The 15,572-nt window shown below is 54.3% G+C and carries 14 protein-coding genes; 10 read left to right on the top strand and 4 right to left on the bottom strand.

Features of this window, described 5'->3' with window-relative positions:
- Positions 1-121 precede the first annotated feature (121 nt).
- The 3 genes from KGP21_RS14975 to KGP21_RS14965 all read left to right on the top strand — a co-directional run bounded on the left by KGP21_RS14975 (position 122) and on the right by KGP21_RS14965 (position 3,554).
- Complete coding sequence (locus tag KGP21_RS14975; protein ID WP_094981278.1) at positions 122-1,822, top strand: lysophospholipid acyltransferase family protein; 1,701 nt, start codon at positions 122-124, stop codon at positions 1,820-1,822.
- A 166-nt stretch (positions 1,823-1,988) separates the two neighbouring features.
- Positions 1,989-2,771: an N-formylglutamate amidohydrolase gene (locus KGP21_RS14970; RefSeq protein ID WP_209522924.1), complete on the top strand. Its 783-nt coding sequence runs from the start codon at positions 1,989-1,991 to the stop codon at positions 2,769-2,771.
- 72 nt (positions 2,772-2,843) lie between these two features.
- Complete coding sequence (locus KGP21_RS14965) at positions 2,844-3,554, top strand: flagellar brake protein (protein ID WP_021806468.1); 711 nt, start codon at positions 2,844-2,846, stop codon at positions 3,552-3,554.
- Between the two features lie 37 nt (positions 3,555-3,591).
- On the opposite strand, the gene KGP21_RS14960 is transcribed toward KGP21_RS14965, so the two are convergent.
- Positions 3,592-4,431 (bottom strand): PfkB family carbohydrate kinase, encoded by an 840-nt coding sequence (locus KGP21_RS14960; RefSeq protein WP_209522926.1) that lies wholly within the window; start codon positions 4,429-4,431, stop codon positions 3,592-3,594.
- Between the two features lie 372 nt (positions 4,432-4,803).
- Between KGP21_RS14960 and KGP21_RS14955 the strand changes: the two genes are divergently transcribed.
- The 5 genes from KGP21_RS14955 (at position 4,804) to KGP21_RS14935 (ending at position 10,137) form a co-directional block, all read left to right on the top strand.
- Positions 4,804-6,672, top strand: coding sequence for a beta-glucoside-specific PTS transporter subunit IIABC (locus tag KGP21_RS14955; RefSeq protein WP_094981275.1), 1,869 nt, complete (start codon positions 4,804-4,806; stop codon positions 6,670-6,672).
- Positions 6,669-8,084, top strand: coding sequence for a glycoside hydrolase family 1 protein (locus tag KGP21_RS14950; protein WP_223535533.1), 1,416 nt, complete (start codon positions 6,669-6,671; stop codon positions 8,082-8,084). The genes KGP21_RS14955 and KGP21_RS14950 overlap by 4 nt, the downstream gene beginning before the upstream one ends.
- A 12-nt stretch (positions 8,085-8,096) precedes the next feature.
- Positions 8,097-8,936 (top strand): BglG family transcription antiterminator LicT, encoded by an 840-nt coding sequence (gene licT / locus KGP21_RS14945; protein WP_037376086.1) that lies wholly within the window; start codon positions 8,097-8,099, stop codon positions 8,934-8,936.
- Positions 8,937-9,049: 113 nt separating this feature from the next.
- The gene (locus KGP21_RS14940; protein ID WP_223535531.1) at positions 9,050-9,619 is read left to right on the top strand and encodes a chromate transporter; all 570 of its coding nucleotides are present in this window, start codon (positions 9,050-9,052) and stop codon (positions 9,617-9,619) included.
- The gene (locus KGP21_RS14935; protein WP_223535529.1) at positions 9,616-10,137 is read left to right on the top strand and encodes a chromate transporter; all 522 of its coding nucleotides are present in this window, start codon (positions 9,616-9,618) and stop codon (positions 10,135-10,137) included. The genes KGP21_RS14940 and KGP21_RS14935 overlap by 4 nt, the downstream gene beginning before the upstream one ends.
- 83 nt (positions 10,138-10,220) lie before the next feature.
- Here the strand turns inward: KGP21_RS14935 and KGP21_RS14930 are convergent, their stop codons facing one another.
- Positions 10,221-10,628: a cupin domain-containing protein gene (locus KGP21_RS14930; protein WP_223535525.1), complete on the bottom strand. Its 408-nt coding sequence runs from the start codon at positions 10,626-10,628 to the stop codon at positions 10,221-10,223.
- 223 nt (positions 10,629-10,851) lie between these two features.
- Here KGP21_RS14930 and KGP21_RS14925 point away from each other — a divergent pair, with 223 nt between their 5' ends.
- Positions 10,852-11,448: a histidine phosphatase family protein gene (locus tag KGP21_RS14925; RefSeq protein ID WP_209522932.1), complete on the top strand. Its 597-nt coding sequence runs from the start codon at positions 10,852-10,854 to the stop codon at positions 11,446-11,448.
- 83 nt (positions 11,449-11,531) lie between these two features.
- Here KGP21_RS14925 and KGP21_RS14920 read toward each other — a convergent pair whose 3' ends face one another.
- Complete coding sequence (locus KGP21_RS14920) at positions 11,532-12,305, bottom strand: helix-turn-helix domain-containing protein (protein ID WP_223535523.1); 774 nt, start codon at positions 12,303-12,305, stop codon at positions 11,532-11,534.
- Positions 12,306-12,366: 61 nt separating this feature from the next.
- On the opposite strand from KGP21_RS14920, the gene KGP21_RS14915 reads away from it, so the two are divergent.
- Positions 12,367-13,176: an alpha/beta fold hydrolase gene (locus tag KGP21_RS14915; RefSeq protein ID WP_021806459.1), complete on the top strand. Its 810-nt coding sequence runs from the start codon at positions 12,367-12,369 to the stop codon at positions 13,174-13,176.
- A gap of 152 nt (positions 13,177-13,328) precedes the next feature.
- Here KGP21_RS14915 and fdhF read toward each other — a convergent pair whose 3' ends face one another.
- Positions 13,329-15,500 (bottom strand): formate dehydrogenase subunit alpha, encoded by a 2,172-nt coding sequence (gene fdhF / locus KGP21_RS14910; RefSeq protein ID WP_223535519.1) that lies wholly within the window; start codon positions 15,498-15,500, stop codon positions 13,329-13,331.
- Between the last annotated feature and the right edge of the window lie 72 nt (positions 15,501-15,572).

Raw genomic sequence — 15,572 nt, 5'->3', positions numbered from 1 at the left:
AGAATAGAGGGGCGAGCATTCTCGCCCCTGACGCCTTATTTCATCTTTCCGTCATCAAACGGTCATGTTCAGGTCATGACGCTGGATTAAGTTTGCAGCGACTAGGCCAGGAGATGACCCGATGTTTACTTTGGATAGCCTGCTGCAAGATGTCTTCCCACAGCATTCTCCCCCTGCCTGGCAGCGTAGCCTGCTAAGAACCTTACTGCGTGAAAAAGAATTCAGTCAGTTTGCCGCCGACTATCCTCACCTGAAAGGGTTGGATCTGATCGAGCAGGTGGTGGACTACTTTAATTTGAGCTGCGAACTGGTGGATGGGGATCTGGAAAACATCCCCAGCCAAGGCCCGGTGGTGTTGGTTGCCAACCATCCCATTGGTTCGCTGGATGGCTTGGTGCTGTTGCGGACGGTGGCGGCGGTACGGCCAGACGTCAAGGTAGTGGCCAACCAGTTGCTGAGCTGTATCGAACCTTTACGTCATCTGTTTGTACCGGTTGATAACCTGGGCAACCGGACCAACCGCCAGCAAATCTCAGCCATGCAGGCCCAATTGGATAATCAGGGCGTGCTGATCTTGTTTCCAGCGGGGGAAGTGTCCCGTATGAGTCCCAAAGGAATACGCGATGGTCACTGGCATACCGGATTTCTGCGGCTGGCCGCCAAGGCGCGGGCGCCGATCGTACCGATCCATATCAGCGCCAGAAACAGCGGCCTGTTCTATTTGACCTCGCTGATTTATCGCCCGTTATCCACCTTGTTATTGGTGCGAGAGATGTTCAAACAGCAGGGCGGACGGATCAAAATCCGCATCGGCGGGCGCATTCCGTTTGCCCATTGGCATGATGGCCATACTCAAGCACGCGATCTCGCCGAGCGTTTCCGTCGCCATGTCTATCGGTTGGGTCAAGGAAAGCCAGGGCTGTTTACCAGCGAATCGGCCATCGCCTTGGCGGAAGATCGCCTCGAGTTGAAAAAAGCGTTGGCGGCCTGCGAGCGACTGGGTGTTACGCCGGATGGCAAAACCATTTTCCTTTATCGCCGTCAGGGGGAGGCCAGAGCACCGATCCTGCGGGAGCTTGGCCGCCTGCGTGAGATCGCTTTCCGTGCCGTGGGGGAAGGCTCGGGGCGGCGGCGCGATTTGGACAGCTATGACGACGACTATTATCACCTGGTGCTATGGGATGAGGAGGAACTGGAGATTGTCGGTGCCTACCGCTTTATCCCCACGGCACCGCAGTTGGCCAGCAAAGGACTGGAAGGCATCTACAGCAACAGCCTGTTCCATTACGATCGCGATATGACACCGATCCTTGAACAGGGGATTGAGTTGGGCCGCAGCTTTATTCAACCCGCCTATTGGGGGAAGCGCGGTCTGGATTACCTGTGGCTCGGTATTGGTGCCTATCTCGCCAAATATCCCCAGTATCGCTATCTGTTCGGCCCGGTATCCATTTCAGGAGGCATGCCGGTTGCCGCCCGCGATTTGTTGATTGCCTTCTATCGCCTCTATTTCGCTCCAGACCATGCCATGGCCCAGTCACGGCAGCCTTATCCGGCCTCTTTACCGCAGGTATTGGCCCAGTTTGCCGGTGATGATTATCAGCAAGACTTGCTGCTGCTGAAAAGCCTGTTGAGCAACCTCGGCTGTTCGATCCCGACTTTATACAAGCAATACACCGAGCTGTGTGAGCCCGGTGGCGTGCAGTTTATCGACTTCGGTACCGATCCGGCGTTTAACCACTGTATCGATGGTTTAGTGTTGGTCGATCTGACGCGGCTGAAGCCTGTCCGCTATCAGCGCTATATTGCCGCTCATCTTTAGATCGGCTAACAACGTGAGGGAGGGCGCGCCCATTCATAAAATCAATGGGTCATGACACCGGCTCCGCTTTGACCGAAAGTGCGGCCGCGCCAAATTCTCCCATGGGATATTGGTAGCCGGTGAGAGGATCGCCTAGAATTAGCGCTTTCTTACGCCGGAGTGCCCAATGTATCACCCCTATACCCCAACCTTGTTGTCTGCCGATGAGCCTGCGGCCGTGAGCGTTGAGCTGCCACAGGCGACTTCTCCTTTCTTACTGCTGTGCGATCACGCGGGGCAGGCCATCCCAAAACGTTTGGGCGATCTTGGTCTGGCCAGCGGCGATATCGATCGGCATATCGGCTGGGATATCGGTGCGCTGGCGGTTTCCCGTCTGCTGGCTCAGCAGTTGGATGCGACACTGATCCATCAGCACTACTCACGTTTGGTGATCGACTGTAACCGTATGCCGGGGATTGCCAGTTCGATCCCACCGTTATCGGAAGTTACGCCAATTCCTGGCAACCAAGGGATCAGCGCGGCCGAAGCGGGCGCCCGCGAACAGGAAATTTTTCAGCCTTACCACCAGGCCATCAATCACACGCTGGCCGCTCGCCGCGCCAATAACCAACCCAGCGCGGTGATCGCTATGCACAGCTTTACGCCGGTGTTTAAAGGCGATGCGCGGCCGTGGCAGGTTGGGCTGCTGTTTAACCGCTATCCACAATTTGCCCTGCTGTTGGCGGAGTTGCTGCGTGAAGAAGGGGATTTACAGGTTGGTATCAACGAGCCTTATGCGATGACTGATGCGACCGACTACACGCTGCCGGTACATGCGGAACGCCATGAATTACCCTATGTTGGCATCGAGATCCGCCAAGATCTCATCGGGGATAGTGCAGGCCAGGCAGCATGGGCGGCTCGTTTTGGCCGACTATTGCCATTATTATGGCAACGCTGGGAAATTTGACTTTAGTATTGATGGCGGTGATGATTGCGTAAGGAAAGCGTTAGCGTCGATGGACAATGCTGGGAGTGACGGGTGGAACATATTGATAACGGACGGTTTATCAAGCAGGAGCGTTTTGAAGTTCTGGCAATCTTGCGCGACATCTATAAGCAAAGAACGCCGCTGCGTGTCGTTAATCAACAACACGAATTCATTGGCCAATTATTAAGCGTTGGCGCTGATAACATCGTCTTTGATTGCGATGCTCCAGAGCAGCTCTCCGGTGGGAAATTCAGCATTGTGATTGAAAACCATGATGCAAAAATCGAATTCTCCGTTGACCAGGCGCAACTGACCGAGCATAACGCCATGCCGGTTTACGAGGCGTGCCTGCCGAAACAACTGGTTTATATCCAGCGCCGCCGCCAGTTACGTATCACCACGCCTTATTGGCGTGAATTCTTCTGTAACGGTGAACACAGCGATGGCACCCCTTACCAACTGCGTATCCACGATCTTTCGCCGGGTGGCGTTGGTTTGCGTATTGATGGCGCGGTACCCGACTATATGCAGCCGGGGCTGGTGTTCAATAAGGCTCAGTTGGATTTGGGAGATTACGGCAAGTTCAAGGTGAATATGGAACTGATTGCCGTGAATCAAGATCACGATATTGATGAAGACCAAACGCAGCATTTCATGCGCCTGTCCTGCCGTTTTCTTAAGATGGGAATGCTGACCGAACGCAAAATTCAAAGCGCGGTGTTTGCTTTTGAGTTGGATTTCAACAAGAAGAAAAAGCGTTGAGTGGCCATGGCGCAGGGGCTACCTGCGCCGTCTGCCGTTATTTCAGCGCCCGCAGGTGGCCGATCTCCTGCCAACCGTGACGCGCCGCATCTTCCAATACCGCACACACCTCATGGATCGCCGTCGGCACTGCCTTGCTGAAAGGTTCCCCCTGCAGCAAATGGGCAATTAACAGCGCGGTGAACATGTCACCCGTGCCCTTCACCGGCGAATCGATTTTGGCATGGGTGAAGCTTTGCGCCTCGTCGGCAGTGACCAGCAACAGGCCAACTTCTTGATCGCCGTTTGCCACGCCAGGTGCACTGGTAACCAGCACCCACTGCGTATTACCTTTGAGTAGCGCCCGCGCAGCCTGTTCGGTTTGCTCACGCGTGCTCAGTGCCATGCCGCACAGCTGCTCCAGTTCGAATCCGTTTGGCGTCAGGCCATGGGCCAGATTGAGGTATGGCGAGCGATAGCTTTCAACCAGACGTTTATCGACGTAAACCCCTTCGCCATAGTCTCCCATCACCGGATCGATATAGATCTTGATACCTGGATTGAGGGCAATCACCCGTGGCAGCCAGTCGGCCAGAATATGGCACTGCGCCACGTCACCCAGGTAACCGATAATGATGGCCCGCGCGCGGCACACGACTTGACGGGCGATCAGATCTTCCAGAAAACCGCTGAACCATTCGCTGGAGATCGCTCCCCCGTGCGGCGCGCCGTAATAGGGCGGGCAACCAAACAACACGCTCGGTACCTGCAACACCTCCAGGTTCTTCTTCAACAACGTGCGGTAGGCAATGCCATTCCCCACGCTACCGTAGACCACCTGCGACTGAATGGTGATCACATCAATGGGTGGTGGCCGCAGTTTAGAGCCTTGTTGCATGTAGACTTCCTTGGTTCATTGTTATTCAAGCGCAACGGTCGGCAGAGGTAACTCGCCGAGGTAGGGAAGTTTAACCTATTGAAGGGCATGGCTACAGTATGTCGCGGGAGAGTTTGATGATTTTTCGTTGGATCGCATGCGAGTTTTCCTGCGGCTAATCGTGATGCGAATCACAAAGCTTGCCGTTGCCGGTTGCCTGGCGATCGCGTCCGCGGTATTACTTGCGCCGTAGCCTAATAAGCTACTCAATCATTTTTATGATGGCGTGTTACTGCGCAAGCAGGCAAGACCAAAATAGAAATGCACTTCTTCTGCTGAAGGGGAGCATTTTCATTTTGGTCTTTTTTTTGCTTTTTTTGCCGGGGAAAACCTATGGATTATAACAAGTTGGGCTTGGACATATTGGCACTGGTCGGGGGGAAGGGTAACGTCAGTAAGCTGACGCATTGCGCCACCCGCCTGCGGATGGAGTTTAACGACGACAGTCGGGTAGATGCGAAGGCGATTGAAGCTTTGCCCGGCGTGATCAGCGTAGTCGAGCGCGGTGGCCAGTTCCAGATTGTGGTGGGCAACAACGTGCAGCAGACTTTCCGCGCGTTGCAAAAAGCGATTGGCCAACCGTTGGGCAAACCTGACGGACAGCCGAAAAACAAGGCCAAGGGCGGTGTCTTTACGCAGATTATCAGCGTGATTTCGACCACCTTTACGCCAGTGATCCCGGCTATTACCGGCGCGGGGATGATCAAGGCGCTGCTGGCGATCCTCAAGTTAACTGGGGCGATCAGCGCGGCCAGCCCAACTTACCATCTGCTGGATACCATCGCCGATGCCGCCTTCTTTTTCCTGCCGGTGCTGCTGGCCTACGGCGCCTCAATCAAGTTTGAGTGTAATCCTATTCTGGCCATGACCATCGCGGGAGCCTTGCTGCACCCCAATCTTGCCCAGATGCTGGCTGCCGGTTCGCCAATCGATTTTATTGGCATCCCGGTGCGGTTGGCCGATTATGCCGGTTCAGTGCTGCCGATCATCTTCACGGTGTGGCTGATGTCCTATATCGAGCGCTTTGCCGAAAAAGTCTCGCCGACCATGATTAAATTCTTCACCAAACCGATGATCATCCTGCTGGTGACCACGCCGCTAGCCTTGGTGGCGGTGGGGCCGTTCGGTATTTTCCTCAACGATCTGGTAGCCAGCGGCGCGGCGATCATCGATGGCAAGGCCAGTTGGCTGATCCCGATGTTAATGGGCGGGCTGCAACCGTTCCTGGTGATCACCGGCACGGCGTGGGCAATGACGCCTATTGCTACCGGCCAGTTGAGTAAAAACGGCTTTGAGATGATTAATGGCCCCGGTATGTTGGCTTCCAACATCGCCCAGGGCGCGGCAACCCTGTGCGTAGCGTTCCGCACCAAGAATAAAAATTTGCGCCAGTTGGCCTCATCTGCCGGTTTCACTGCGCTGTTGGGGATCACCGAGCCTTCACTGTACGGCGTCACGCTGAAACTGCGTAAACCGCTGATCGCGGCCATGATCGGCGGCGGCTGTGCCGGTGTTTACGCGGGTGTCAGTGGTTTGGTGCGCTATGCCTTTGTTTCACCGGGTTTAGCGGCATTACCGGCCTTTATCGGCGAAAACCCGATGAATATCGTGCACGCCCTCATCACCTGCGTCATCGCTATCGTCGTGACCTTTGCCTTGACCTGGATCCTGGGCTTTGAAGATCCGGTTGATGAAGAAGAGTCAACGGTGACAGACAGCGCGCCGTCTGTTGATGACGCGTTGCTACACAGCCCGTTGGCAGGCCAACTGGTGGCATTGGAACAGGTGAATGACGACGTATTCTCACAAGGGTTACTTGGCAAGGGTGTGGCGATTGTGCCTGAACAAGGTGTGTTGCGCGCGCCCGTGGACGGGGAAATCGTGACCTTCCTGCCTTCGAAGCATGCCGTAGGCATTAAGGCCGATAACGGCATGGAAGTGCTGATGCATATCGGCATCGATACCGTCAATCTCAACGGTGAGCATTTCAGCTCTCAACTGCAGGTGGGCGATCGGGTGAAAACCGGTGATGAGCTGGTACGCTTTGATATTGCTGCGATTACCGCGCTGGGTTACGACATCATCACCCCGGTGCTGGTGGTCAACAGTGAGCAGTATCCGCACCTGAGCTGTCGGCAGCCTGGCCCGGTGAACTTTGGTGAGCAAATTGTCGCGCTGAATATTCAGGAGCAAAAAGTATGATTTACCAACAGCTGAACGATTTTCCACCAGGCTTCCTGTGGGGGGCCTCAACCTCGGCTTATCAGGTTGAGGGGGCATGGGACGAGGACGGCAAAAGTCCTTCCATTGTTGATATGCTCGATCATCCCGCCGAGACGGCGGATTTTAAGGTGGCCAGCGACCATTACCACCGTTTTCGTGAGGACGTTAAGCTGTTCGCCGAATTAGGGCTGAAGGCGTACCGTTTCTCCGTAGCCTGGACGCGCATTTTGCCCAACGGCACGGGTGAGGTGAATCAGCCTGGCCTGGCGTTTTATCGTGACCTGATCGATGAACTGCTCAAGCACGGCATTGAACCGGTGGTCACACTCTACCATTTCGATCTGCCCTATGTGCTGGAACAACAGGGCGGTTGGAGCAATCGGCAGACCATCGATGCCTTTGTCAAGTATGCGGACGTGCTGTTCACTGCCTTTGGCGATAAGGTCAAATATTGGCTGACCATCAACGAGCAGAACACCATGATCCTGCACCCTGGAGCCATCGGTGTGCCGAAGGGCGGCGAGTTGCCTTCCAAGGTAGTGCTTTATCAACAGAGCCACCATATGCTGGTGGCGCAGGCGCGGGTCATGGCTTTGTGCCATCAGCGTTGCCCCAAGGGGAAAATCGGCCCGGCGATCAATACCACTTCCATGTATCAGGAAACCTGCCACCCGTTGGATGCCATCGCCGCCCACAACTGGGAAACGCTGCGCTGCTGGAGCTTTCTGGATGTCGCGGTACATGGCCGATACAATGCGTTGGCCTGGCGATATTTGCAGGATCGTGGCCTTGCCCCTGTGATTGAAGACGGAGATGTGGAGCTACTGCTGCAAGGGCGGCCGGATTATGTGGCGATTAACTACTATTCCACTGCCACTATCGCAGCCAGCCGTGGTGATGCCTCGGATATTACGGCTCGCGCGGGGGATCAGCAAATCATGCTGGGTGAACCGGGCGTATATCGGGCAGCGGAAAACCCGTATGTCGACAAAACGCCCTATGGTTGGGTGATCGACCCCGTGGGCCTGCGGCTGACGTTACGCAAGGTTTATGAACGTTATCATCTGCCGATTTTAATTACTGAAAATGGCATCGGCGCGCCGGACCAGCTATTGTCTGGGGATATCATCAATGATGATTACCGCATCGATTTTATGCGTGCGCATATCGAACAAATGCAGTTGGCGATTAACGATGGTGTCGATCTGCTGGGTTACTGCCCGTGGGCGGCGATCGATCTGGTCAGCACGCATCAGGGCTACGCCAAGCGCTACGGTTTTATCTATGTCAACCGTGGTGAACAGGATCTGCGCGATCTGCGGCGTATCAAGAAGCACAGTTTCGCCTGGTATCAGCGCCTGATTGCCTCGAACGGCCAACAACGTGGATAACACAGTTTAATGATGAAAGTCATCAAGGTGCTCAATAACAGCCTGGTGCTGTCCACCGACAGCGATAACCGCGAAGTTATCGTGATGGGCAAGGGCATCGGGTTTAACAGCAAAGTGGGAGATGTGCTGGCTGCGGCCAGCATAGAAAAAGTCTATGTGGTGCAGAATGGTCAAACCGGCCACGACCATCTGCGCCTGATAGAAGCCACGCCGGAGCAGCATATTGAACTGGTGCAGATGATCCTCAGGCTGGCCAACAGCCAGCTTGGCGGCCGGGTCAACGAACAGATCTTTTTCACCCTGGTGGACCATCTCAGTTTTGCGATTGAGCGCTGCCGTAAAGGCATCGTCATACAGAACCGGCTGTTGCATGAGGTAAAACGCTTTTATCCGCAGGAGTTTGCCGTAGCATTACAGGCGCTGGCGCAGATCAACGAGCGCTTGGATATCCTGTTGCCGGAGGCAGAGGCGGGGAATATTGCCTTTCATCTGGTCAATGGCCAGACCGACGTACAGAGTATGGAGCACACGCTGCTGGCGGTGAAGATGCTGAAGGATATCTTCAACATCATCAAATACCATTTCCGCATCGATATCGCCACAGACTCGCTCAATTACTCGCGTTTCCTGCTGCATATGCAGTTTTTCATTCAACGCATGATCGATAACAAACAGGTGAAGTCGAAAGACGATTTCCTGTTCTCGCAGGCGACGAAAGAGTACCCAGATGCCTATCGTTGTGCACTGGTGATCCGTGACTATGTGAAAAATCTGCTGGAAATGGAGATGTCCAACGACGAGCTGCTGTACTTGGTCATCCACCTGACGCGGATTGTCGATCGGGACGATTAAGCTTGTTCTACGGCGCCTACACCGTAGCGATAATGGCTCTGAAATGCATTAGACATCATGGCTTGGCCGCGTGCATTATGCCAGATAACAACTGAGATAATGTGGGAAACGCCATGTCAGATCCTAATGTGCTACAGGGCCAGGAGATCGCCGAGCCGCCGAGCAATACTCAACTGTTTACCGGCTTTCTGATGCTGGGCCTGATCGGCTTTGGCGGGGTGCTGCCGCTGGCGCGCAGTATGTTGGTGGAACAACGCCGCTGGTTAACCGCTGAACAGTTCACCGAACTGCTGGGACTGTGCCAGTTCCTGCCGGGTGGCAACGTCATAAACTTGTCGGTGGCGGTGGGGATGGAGTTTCGCGGATTGCGTGGTGCGCTATCGACCTTGCTCGGGCTGATCTGCGCCCCAACGGCAATTGTGGTTGGTCTAGGCGTGATTTATGCCCGCTACCAAGACGATGCTCATGTGCAGCACGTGTTTGCCGGTTTAGCCGCAGCGGCGGCGGGCTTACTGCTCTCTACCGCATTGAAAATGCTGCTGCCACTGTGGGGAAAATGGTTGCCGTTAGCGATTGTCGCCATTGCTTTGGTGGCGATTGCCTGGCTACGTTTGCCATTGCTGCCCACCATGCTGGTGCTGGCACCGCTAAGTATTCTGCTGGCGTGGAGGAAACCTTCATGATGGCGGTGTTAATCTCGCTGGCGATCATTTTTACCGAGCTTTCGCTGATGGCGTTTGGCGGCGGCTTTAGCATCCTGCCGGAAATGCAGCGCCAGGTGGTGGAGGTGCATCAATGGATGAGCGCACAGGAATTTAGCGCGCTGTTCGCCATGGCACAGGCGGCACCGGGGCCGAATATGATGATCGTGCCGCTGATTGGTTGGCACGTCGCGGGCTGGGCCGGGCTGCTGGTTTCCTCCGTAGCCAAGTTTGGGCCGTCGTCCATTGTCACCATCCTGGTGATGGGCGCATGGCGGCGTTTTAAAGATAAACCCTGGCGGCGTATCGTGCAGGTTGGGCTGGTGCCGGTCACTGTCGGATTGGTTGCCGCGAGCGGCGTGCTGATTGCCCAGGCTTCAGCGACCAGCTGGCGATTGGCGATATTAATTGTGTTAACGACGCTGCTGAGTATGAATAAACGTATTCATCCATTATGGATCCTGGCGGGCGGTGCGGTTCTGGGATTAGTGATTGGGTGACGCCTTAACTTTCTAAAAGGGGCCGCATGCTGCGTCCTTGCTCATTAATCTCAAGCCACCCGTTTTGGCAGGTGGCTTTTTTATCATGGCAGTTGACGGTAATCCTCGTCGGATACCGGTTCCAACCACTCATTGGAGGAACCCTCGGCCGGGACCGCCACGGCAATATGCGCAAACCAGCTATCCTGGGCTGCACCGTGCCAGTGTTTGGCGCCTGCCGGGATATTGACCACGTCCCCGGCGGTAAGTTGGCGAGCCGGTTCATTCCACTCCTGATACCAGCCGCGCCCCCCGGTCACCAGTAGGATCTGGCCGCCCTGATGGTGGATATGCCAGTTATTCCGACAGCCTGGTTCAAACACCACATTGCCAATGGCTACCCCTTCAGTGGTCAACATGTTCAGGTAGCTGGTGCCGGTGAAATATTGCGCATAGGCGTCATTTTTTGGCCCTTTGGGGAAAATACCGTTACCGTCAAATTTCTCGTTCATTTTATCTCCGCCGTCAAATTACGCCTGCTTTCAGGAAGCAACCAAAAGGGTGGCCGATGTGCTTATGGCCGACAGGAGGAAGTGTATTACAGGGCCAATTCAATGATAAGGTAGCCAAATATGCATACACCTATGCAAATAATTCATTAGTCACGACAATGTCCTGCAAGCACGTGGCCTTACCTGGCGGCGTTCTTAAGGGCAAATATGGGTGGAAAGAACCATGAAGCAAGCGTTTAAAAACGGCATATTGGCGTTACTGTTATCCAGCGTGGCAGGGGCCGCCTGGAGTGAGCAAACCCTGGTTTTCGTTCGCCACGGTGAGAAGCCAGACAACAACAGTGGTCAGTTGACCTGCAAAGGTTTTAACCGCGCCTTGGCACTGCCGGAGGTCTTGATTTCCCGCTTCGGTAAGCCTGAGGCCATTTATGCCGCTGGCCCCAAGAAAAATAAGCTGGGCAGCTCCATGCGGGCATTGACCACCATCACCCCAACGGCCATTCGGCTCTCACTGCCGGTGAATATCCAGTATCACGCCGATGACATTGCTGATTTGCAGACGGCTCTGCTGGACGATCGTTTCCGCAATGCCGTGGTGTATGTCTCTTGGGAACATCACAATCTGGTGCAGGTGGTAAAAAATATCATCACCGCCGAGGGAGGTAACCCACAACAGGTTACCAAATGGTCGGGGAATGATTTTGACGGTATCTATGTGCTGACTATTAACCATGACGCGTCCGCCAACAAGATCCGCTTCGAGCGTCAAACCGAAGGGCTTAACAACGTCGCGGATACTTGTCCAACCGGAATGAAGTGACAATATCAGCGCAGAAATTCAGTCACTAGGGGCACGGTACGGCGCCCCTGTCTATTCAGCAATATTACCACTTTGATTTTTCACTATTTCTCAAGGTAGAGGCTGGGCGGTACGCCAAGTACACGACGGAATAGTGCAGTGAAGGCACTTGAGCTCCCATAGCCAAGGTCCAGCGCAACGCGAGTAACCGATTCCCCATTGTTGAGGCGGGTGATAGACGCCAGCAAACAGGCTTGTTGGCGCCACTCAGTAAAGCTCACCCCAGTTTGAGCCCGGAACACTCTGGTGAAAGTGCGCCGACTCATGCCTGCCTCCGCAGCCATTTTGTTGATATCGATAGAAAGAGACGGATTTTCAATCAGTTGACGGCACAGTCTGGCTAACCGAGGCTCGTCTGGCAACGGAGTATTTAGCAACAGTGATGGCATAGCGGCAATTTCATCAAGCAACAGAGACATAATCTTGCCTTCTCTATTATTCAGGTCATAGAGCGCTGGCAAATCCACTGCCTGTGCTAACAGGTTCTGTAGCAAGGGGGACACTCCAACTACCCGACAGCCATCGGGTAGTCCTGCGGCATGAGCAGCGTCCGGGGTAAAAAATGCGTTCAACATGGTGACAGGGCCACGCATATGCATCTCATGGTCGATGCCAGCAGGTATCCAGCATGCACGCTGTGGTGGAACTACCAAGTTTTCGCGCGCCGTGAACACGCTGATCGTCCCAGAGGCGGCATAGGCAAACTGGCTGCGACGATGCGTATGGGAGGGGAAAGTCGAAGACGCCGGGTAGTCATTTGCTGTAACTACGGCAATTCGTGGGATGTCTTCGTAAGGATCGAGTAACGTATTACGCATGGCCCAAACTCTATAATAATTGACTCAATATTGAAAGCGAGCTGCTGCTGCGGATCCTACAATGGCCACGGTAACGAAATCATCTGGCACATTCAGTTTATTAGGAGTCGATATGTCCAACACGTTTCACCGAGTAGGTAGTGGTCCGCATCCTGTCATTGTTCTTCACGGGTGGTTTGGTGATTGCCATGCTTTTGCGCCAATGGAGGATGCCCTCAGCCGCGACGAATTTACTTTTATCTTTATGAACTACCGTGGATACGGGAGCATGAGTTCCGCAGTTGGCACTTATAGCATGGATGAGATTGCGAGGGATACCTTATCCCTGGCAGACGAGCTTGGATTCGACACGTTTAGCTTGGTAGGCCACTCGATGGGTGGAATGGCAATTGAACGTGTAGCGGCCCTGGCCCCTGAGCGCGTGCGTATGCTAGTGCCTGTCGCACCGGTTCCTTCCTGCGGTGTGGCTTTCGACCCTGTAGGGCAAGTATTGTTTAATGGCGCAGCTGATAGCATCGAGAATAGAAGGATCATCATCCATCGAAGTACTGGACAGCGCCTTTCACGAGCGTGGATCGACTGGAAAGCAGAGTATTCAATGGCGCATTCGTCCAGAGCCGCTTTTGCCGCCTACTTGAATGCATGGAGCAACACTGATTTCAGCGCGGAGGTACAGGGTTTACCACACAGGGTTAAGGTGCTGATCGGGGAGCATGATCCGACATTCAACACGGATCTGATGCGTTCTACCTACCTTGCATGGTATCCGAGGGCTGAACTGGAAATACTTGAAAATGCAGGTCATTACCCAATGAATGAAGTACCGCTCGCGCTGGCAACGAGCATAGAGAACTTCTTGCGACAGGCCTGACAAGGCGATCTAAAGTGCGGACAATGTGGATTGTTCGGCCTAATAAGCCGCTAATTTGCATGAGTAAATAAGGTCAAGACCGGTGAAATAAATCATTGAGGTGGGATGACACACCGCACCTCAATGATTACCGTCTTAATCCATTAATTAACTTAAACTCCTAACGGCAAGAGCAAGTCATCCACGGCGCTGCGCAGGCGGGCCTTCATGGTGCAGTAACTTTGCTGAGCATAGTTTTCTGCCCATTGCTGATCGGCAATGGCTTCCAGCTTCACCGCACAGTATTTGGTTTCCGGCGTTTTCGAGATCGGATCCAGGTTATCCTGGGTCAGTTCATTACAGGCGCCAATCCACCACTGGTAGGTCATATAAACCGCGCCCAAATTAATCCTCTCGCTATAGTTGGCTCGGGAAATCACCCCGCCGCGGCGGGAGGCCACCCAAACCAGTTGCTGGTCGGCAATGCCCAGCTCAGCGGCGTCTTGCGGATGGATCTGCACAAAACCAGGCTCATCCGCCAGCGTTTGTAGTGCCTTACAGTTGCCGGTCATTGAGCGGCATGAGTAGTGGCCGACCTCGCGCACGGTACACAACACGAGAGGGTAGTTTTCATCAGGGATTTCTGCGGGAGCGCGCCAGGCTGTAGCAAACAATTGACCTTTGCCGGAAGGGGTCGTGAATTGGTTCCCCTGATACAGGTAAGGTGTCCCCTGGCTGTCCAAGGTGGTACAAGGCCACTGCACATGGCCGAGTTCACCCATTTTTTCGTAAGTGGCTCCGTAAAACAGTGGGCACAGCTCGCGCATCTCGTCCCAGATCTGTTGGTTATCTTCGTAGTGCATTGGGTAACCCATTTCAGTCGCCAACAGGCTGATAATTTCCCAGTCACGTTTGACGTTATACTGCGGCTCGATAGCTTTCTCAAAACGTTGGAAACCACGGTCGGCACAGGAGAACACTCCGCCATGCTCCCCCCATGAGGTGGCAGGCAAGATCACATCGGCCTGTTCGGCCGTTTTGGTCATAAAGATATCCTGCACCACGATAAAGTCCAGCGCGTCGAACCCACGACGGACCAGGCTAAGATCGGCCTCGGTCTGTAATGGGTCTTCCCCCATGATGTAGTAGGCTTTGACTTTACCTTCAAGGGCCAGATGCGGTATTTCGGTGATACGGTAGCCTACTTCGGCGTCCATCTGTGCAGCGTCAATCCCCCAGGCTGCGGCAAATTTGGCTCGTACTGCGGCGTCGGTCACGGCCTGATAACCAGGGAATTCGTTTGGCAGAACCCCCATATCGCAGGCTCCCTGAACGTTATTTTGTCCACGAACCGGCCCAACCCCCACGTTGGCGCGCCCCAAATTACCCGTGAGCAGTGCCAGGCTGGCAATGCCTTTCACCACGTCGACAGCCTGACCAAACTGTGTTACGCCCATGCCCCACATAATGGTGGCGGAAGGGGCACTGGCGTAGATACGCATTGCCTGGCGGATCTGCTGGGCAGTGACCCCTGTCAGGTGCTCCACCGCTTCTGGAGAATAGTCTGCCACTTGCTGGCGATAGGCGTCGAAACCTTCGGTATAGTTGGCAACGTAATCGCGGTCATACAGGTTTTCTTCAATCAAAACGTGAGCGAAGGCATTCACCAGCGCCATATTACAGCCGTTGTTGATTGGTAAATGCAGATCGGCAATACGCGCCGTTTCGATGCGGCGTGGGTCGCATACGATAATCTGTGCACCTTTCTCTTTGGCCTTCAACACTCGGCGAGCCACGATAGGGTGCGAGTCTGCACAGTTGTAGCCGATGATCAGCAGGCACTTGGAGTTTTCGATATCGCCGATAGAGTTACTCATCGCGCCGTTACCCAGAGTCGCTTGCAAACCTGCAACGGAGGGGCCATGGCAAACGCGGGCACAACAGTCGACATTATTATTACCGATCACCGCCCGGGCGAATTTCTGCATGACATAGTTGGTTTCATTACCCGTCCCGCGCGATGAACCGGTATGCATGATGGCACGCGCACCATATTGCTGCTTGATCTCTTTCAGACGCTGTGCCGTGTAGCGAATAGCCTCCTCCCAACTGACAGCCTCAAATTTGCCACCTTTCACACGGCGGATCAGCGGCTGATTAAGGCGCGGAGTCAGCAGTTTGGTATCATTGAGGAAGTCCCAGCCGTAGTAGCCTTTCAGGCAAAGTTCCCCCTGATTGGTTACCCCGTCTGCCGCTTCGGCACGCAGGATTTTGCCATTTTCTACTACCAGTTTCAGTTTGCAGCCTGCGCCACAGTAAGGGCAGACAGTGGTGATTTTTTTCATGGTGAACTCCCGGATTACCCCTGTAACTTTTGAGCGCAGCTAAAAAGCTTTCGGGGATGGCAAGGTTTATGC

Origin of the sequence: Serratia sp. JSRIV004 (assembly GCF_019968705.1) — a bacterium.
Taxonomy (GTDB): Bacteria; Pseudomonadota; Gammaproteobacteria; order Enterobacterales; family Enterobacteriaceae; genus Chania; species Chania fonticola_B.
This window is presented reverse-complemented; position numbering and strand designations above follow the sequence as displayed.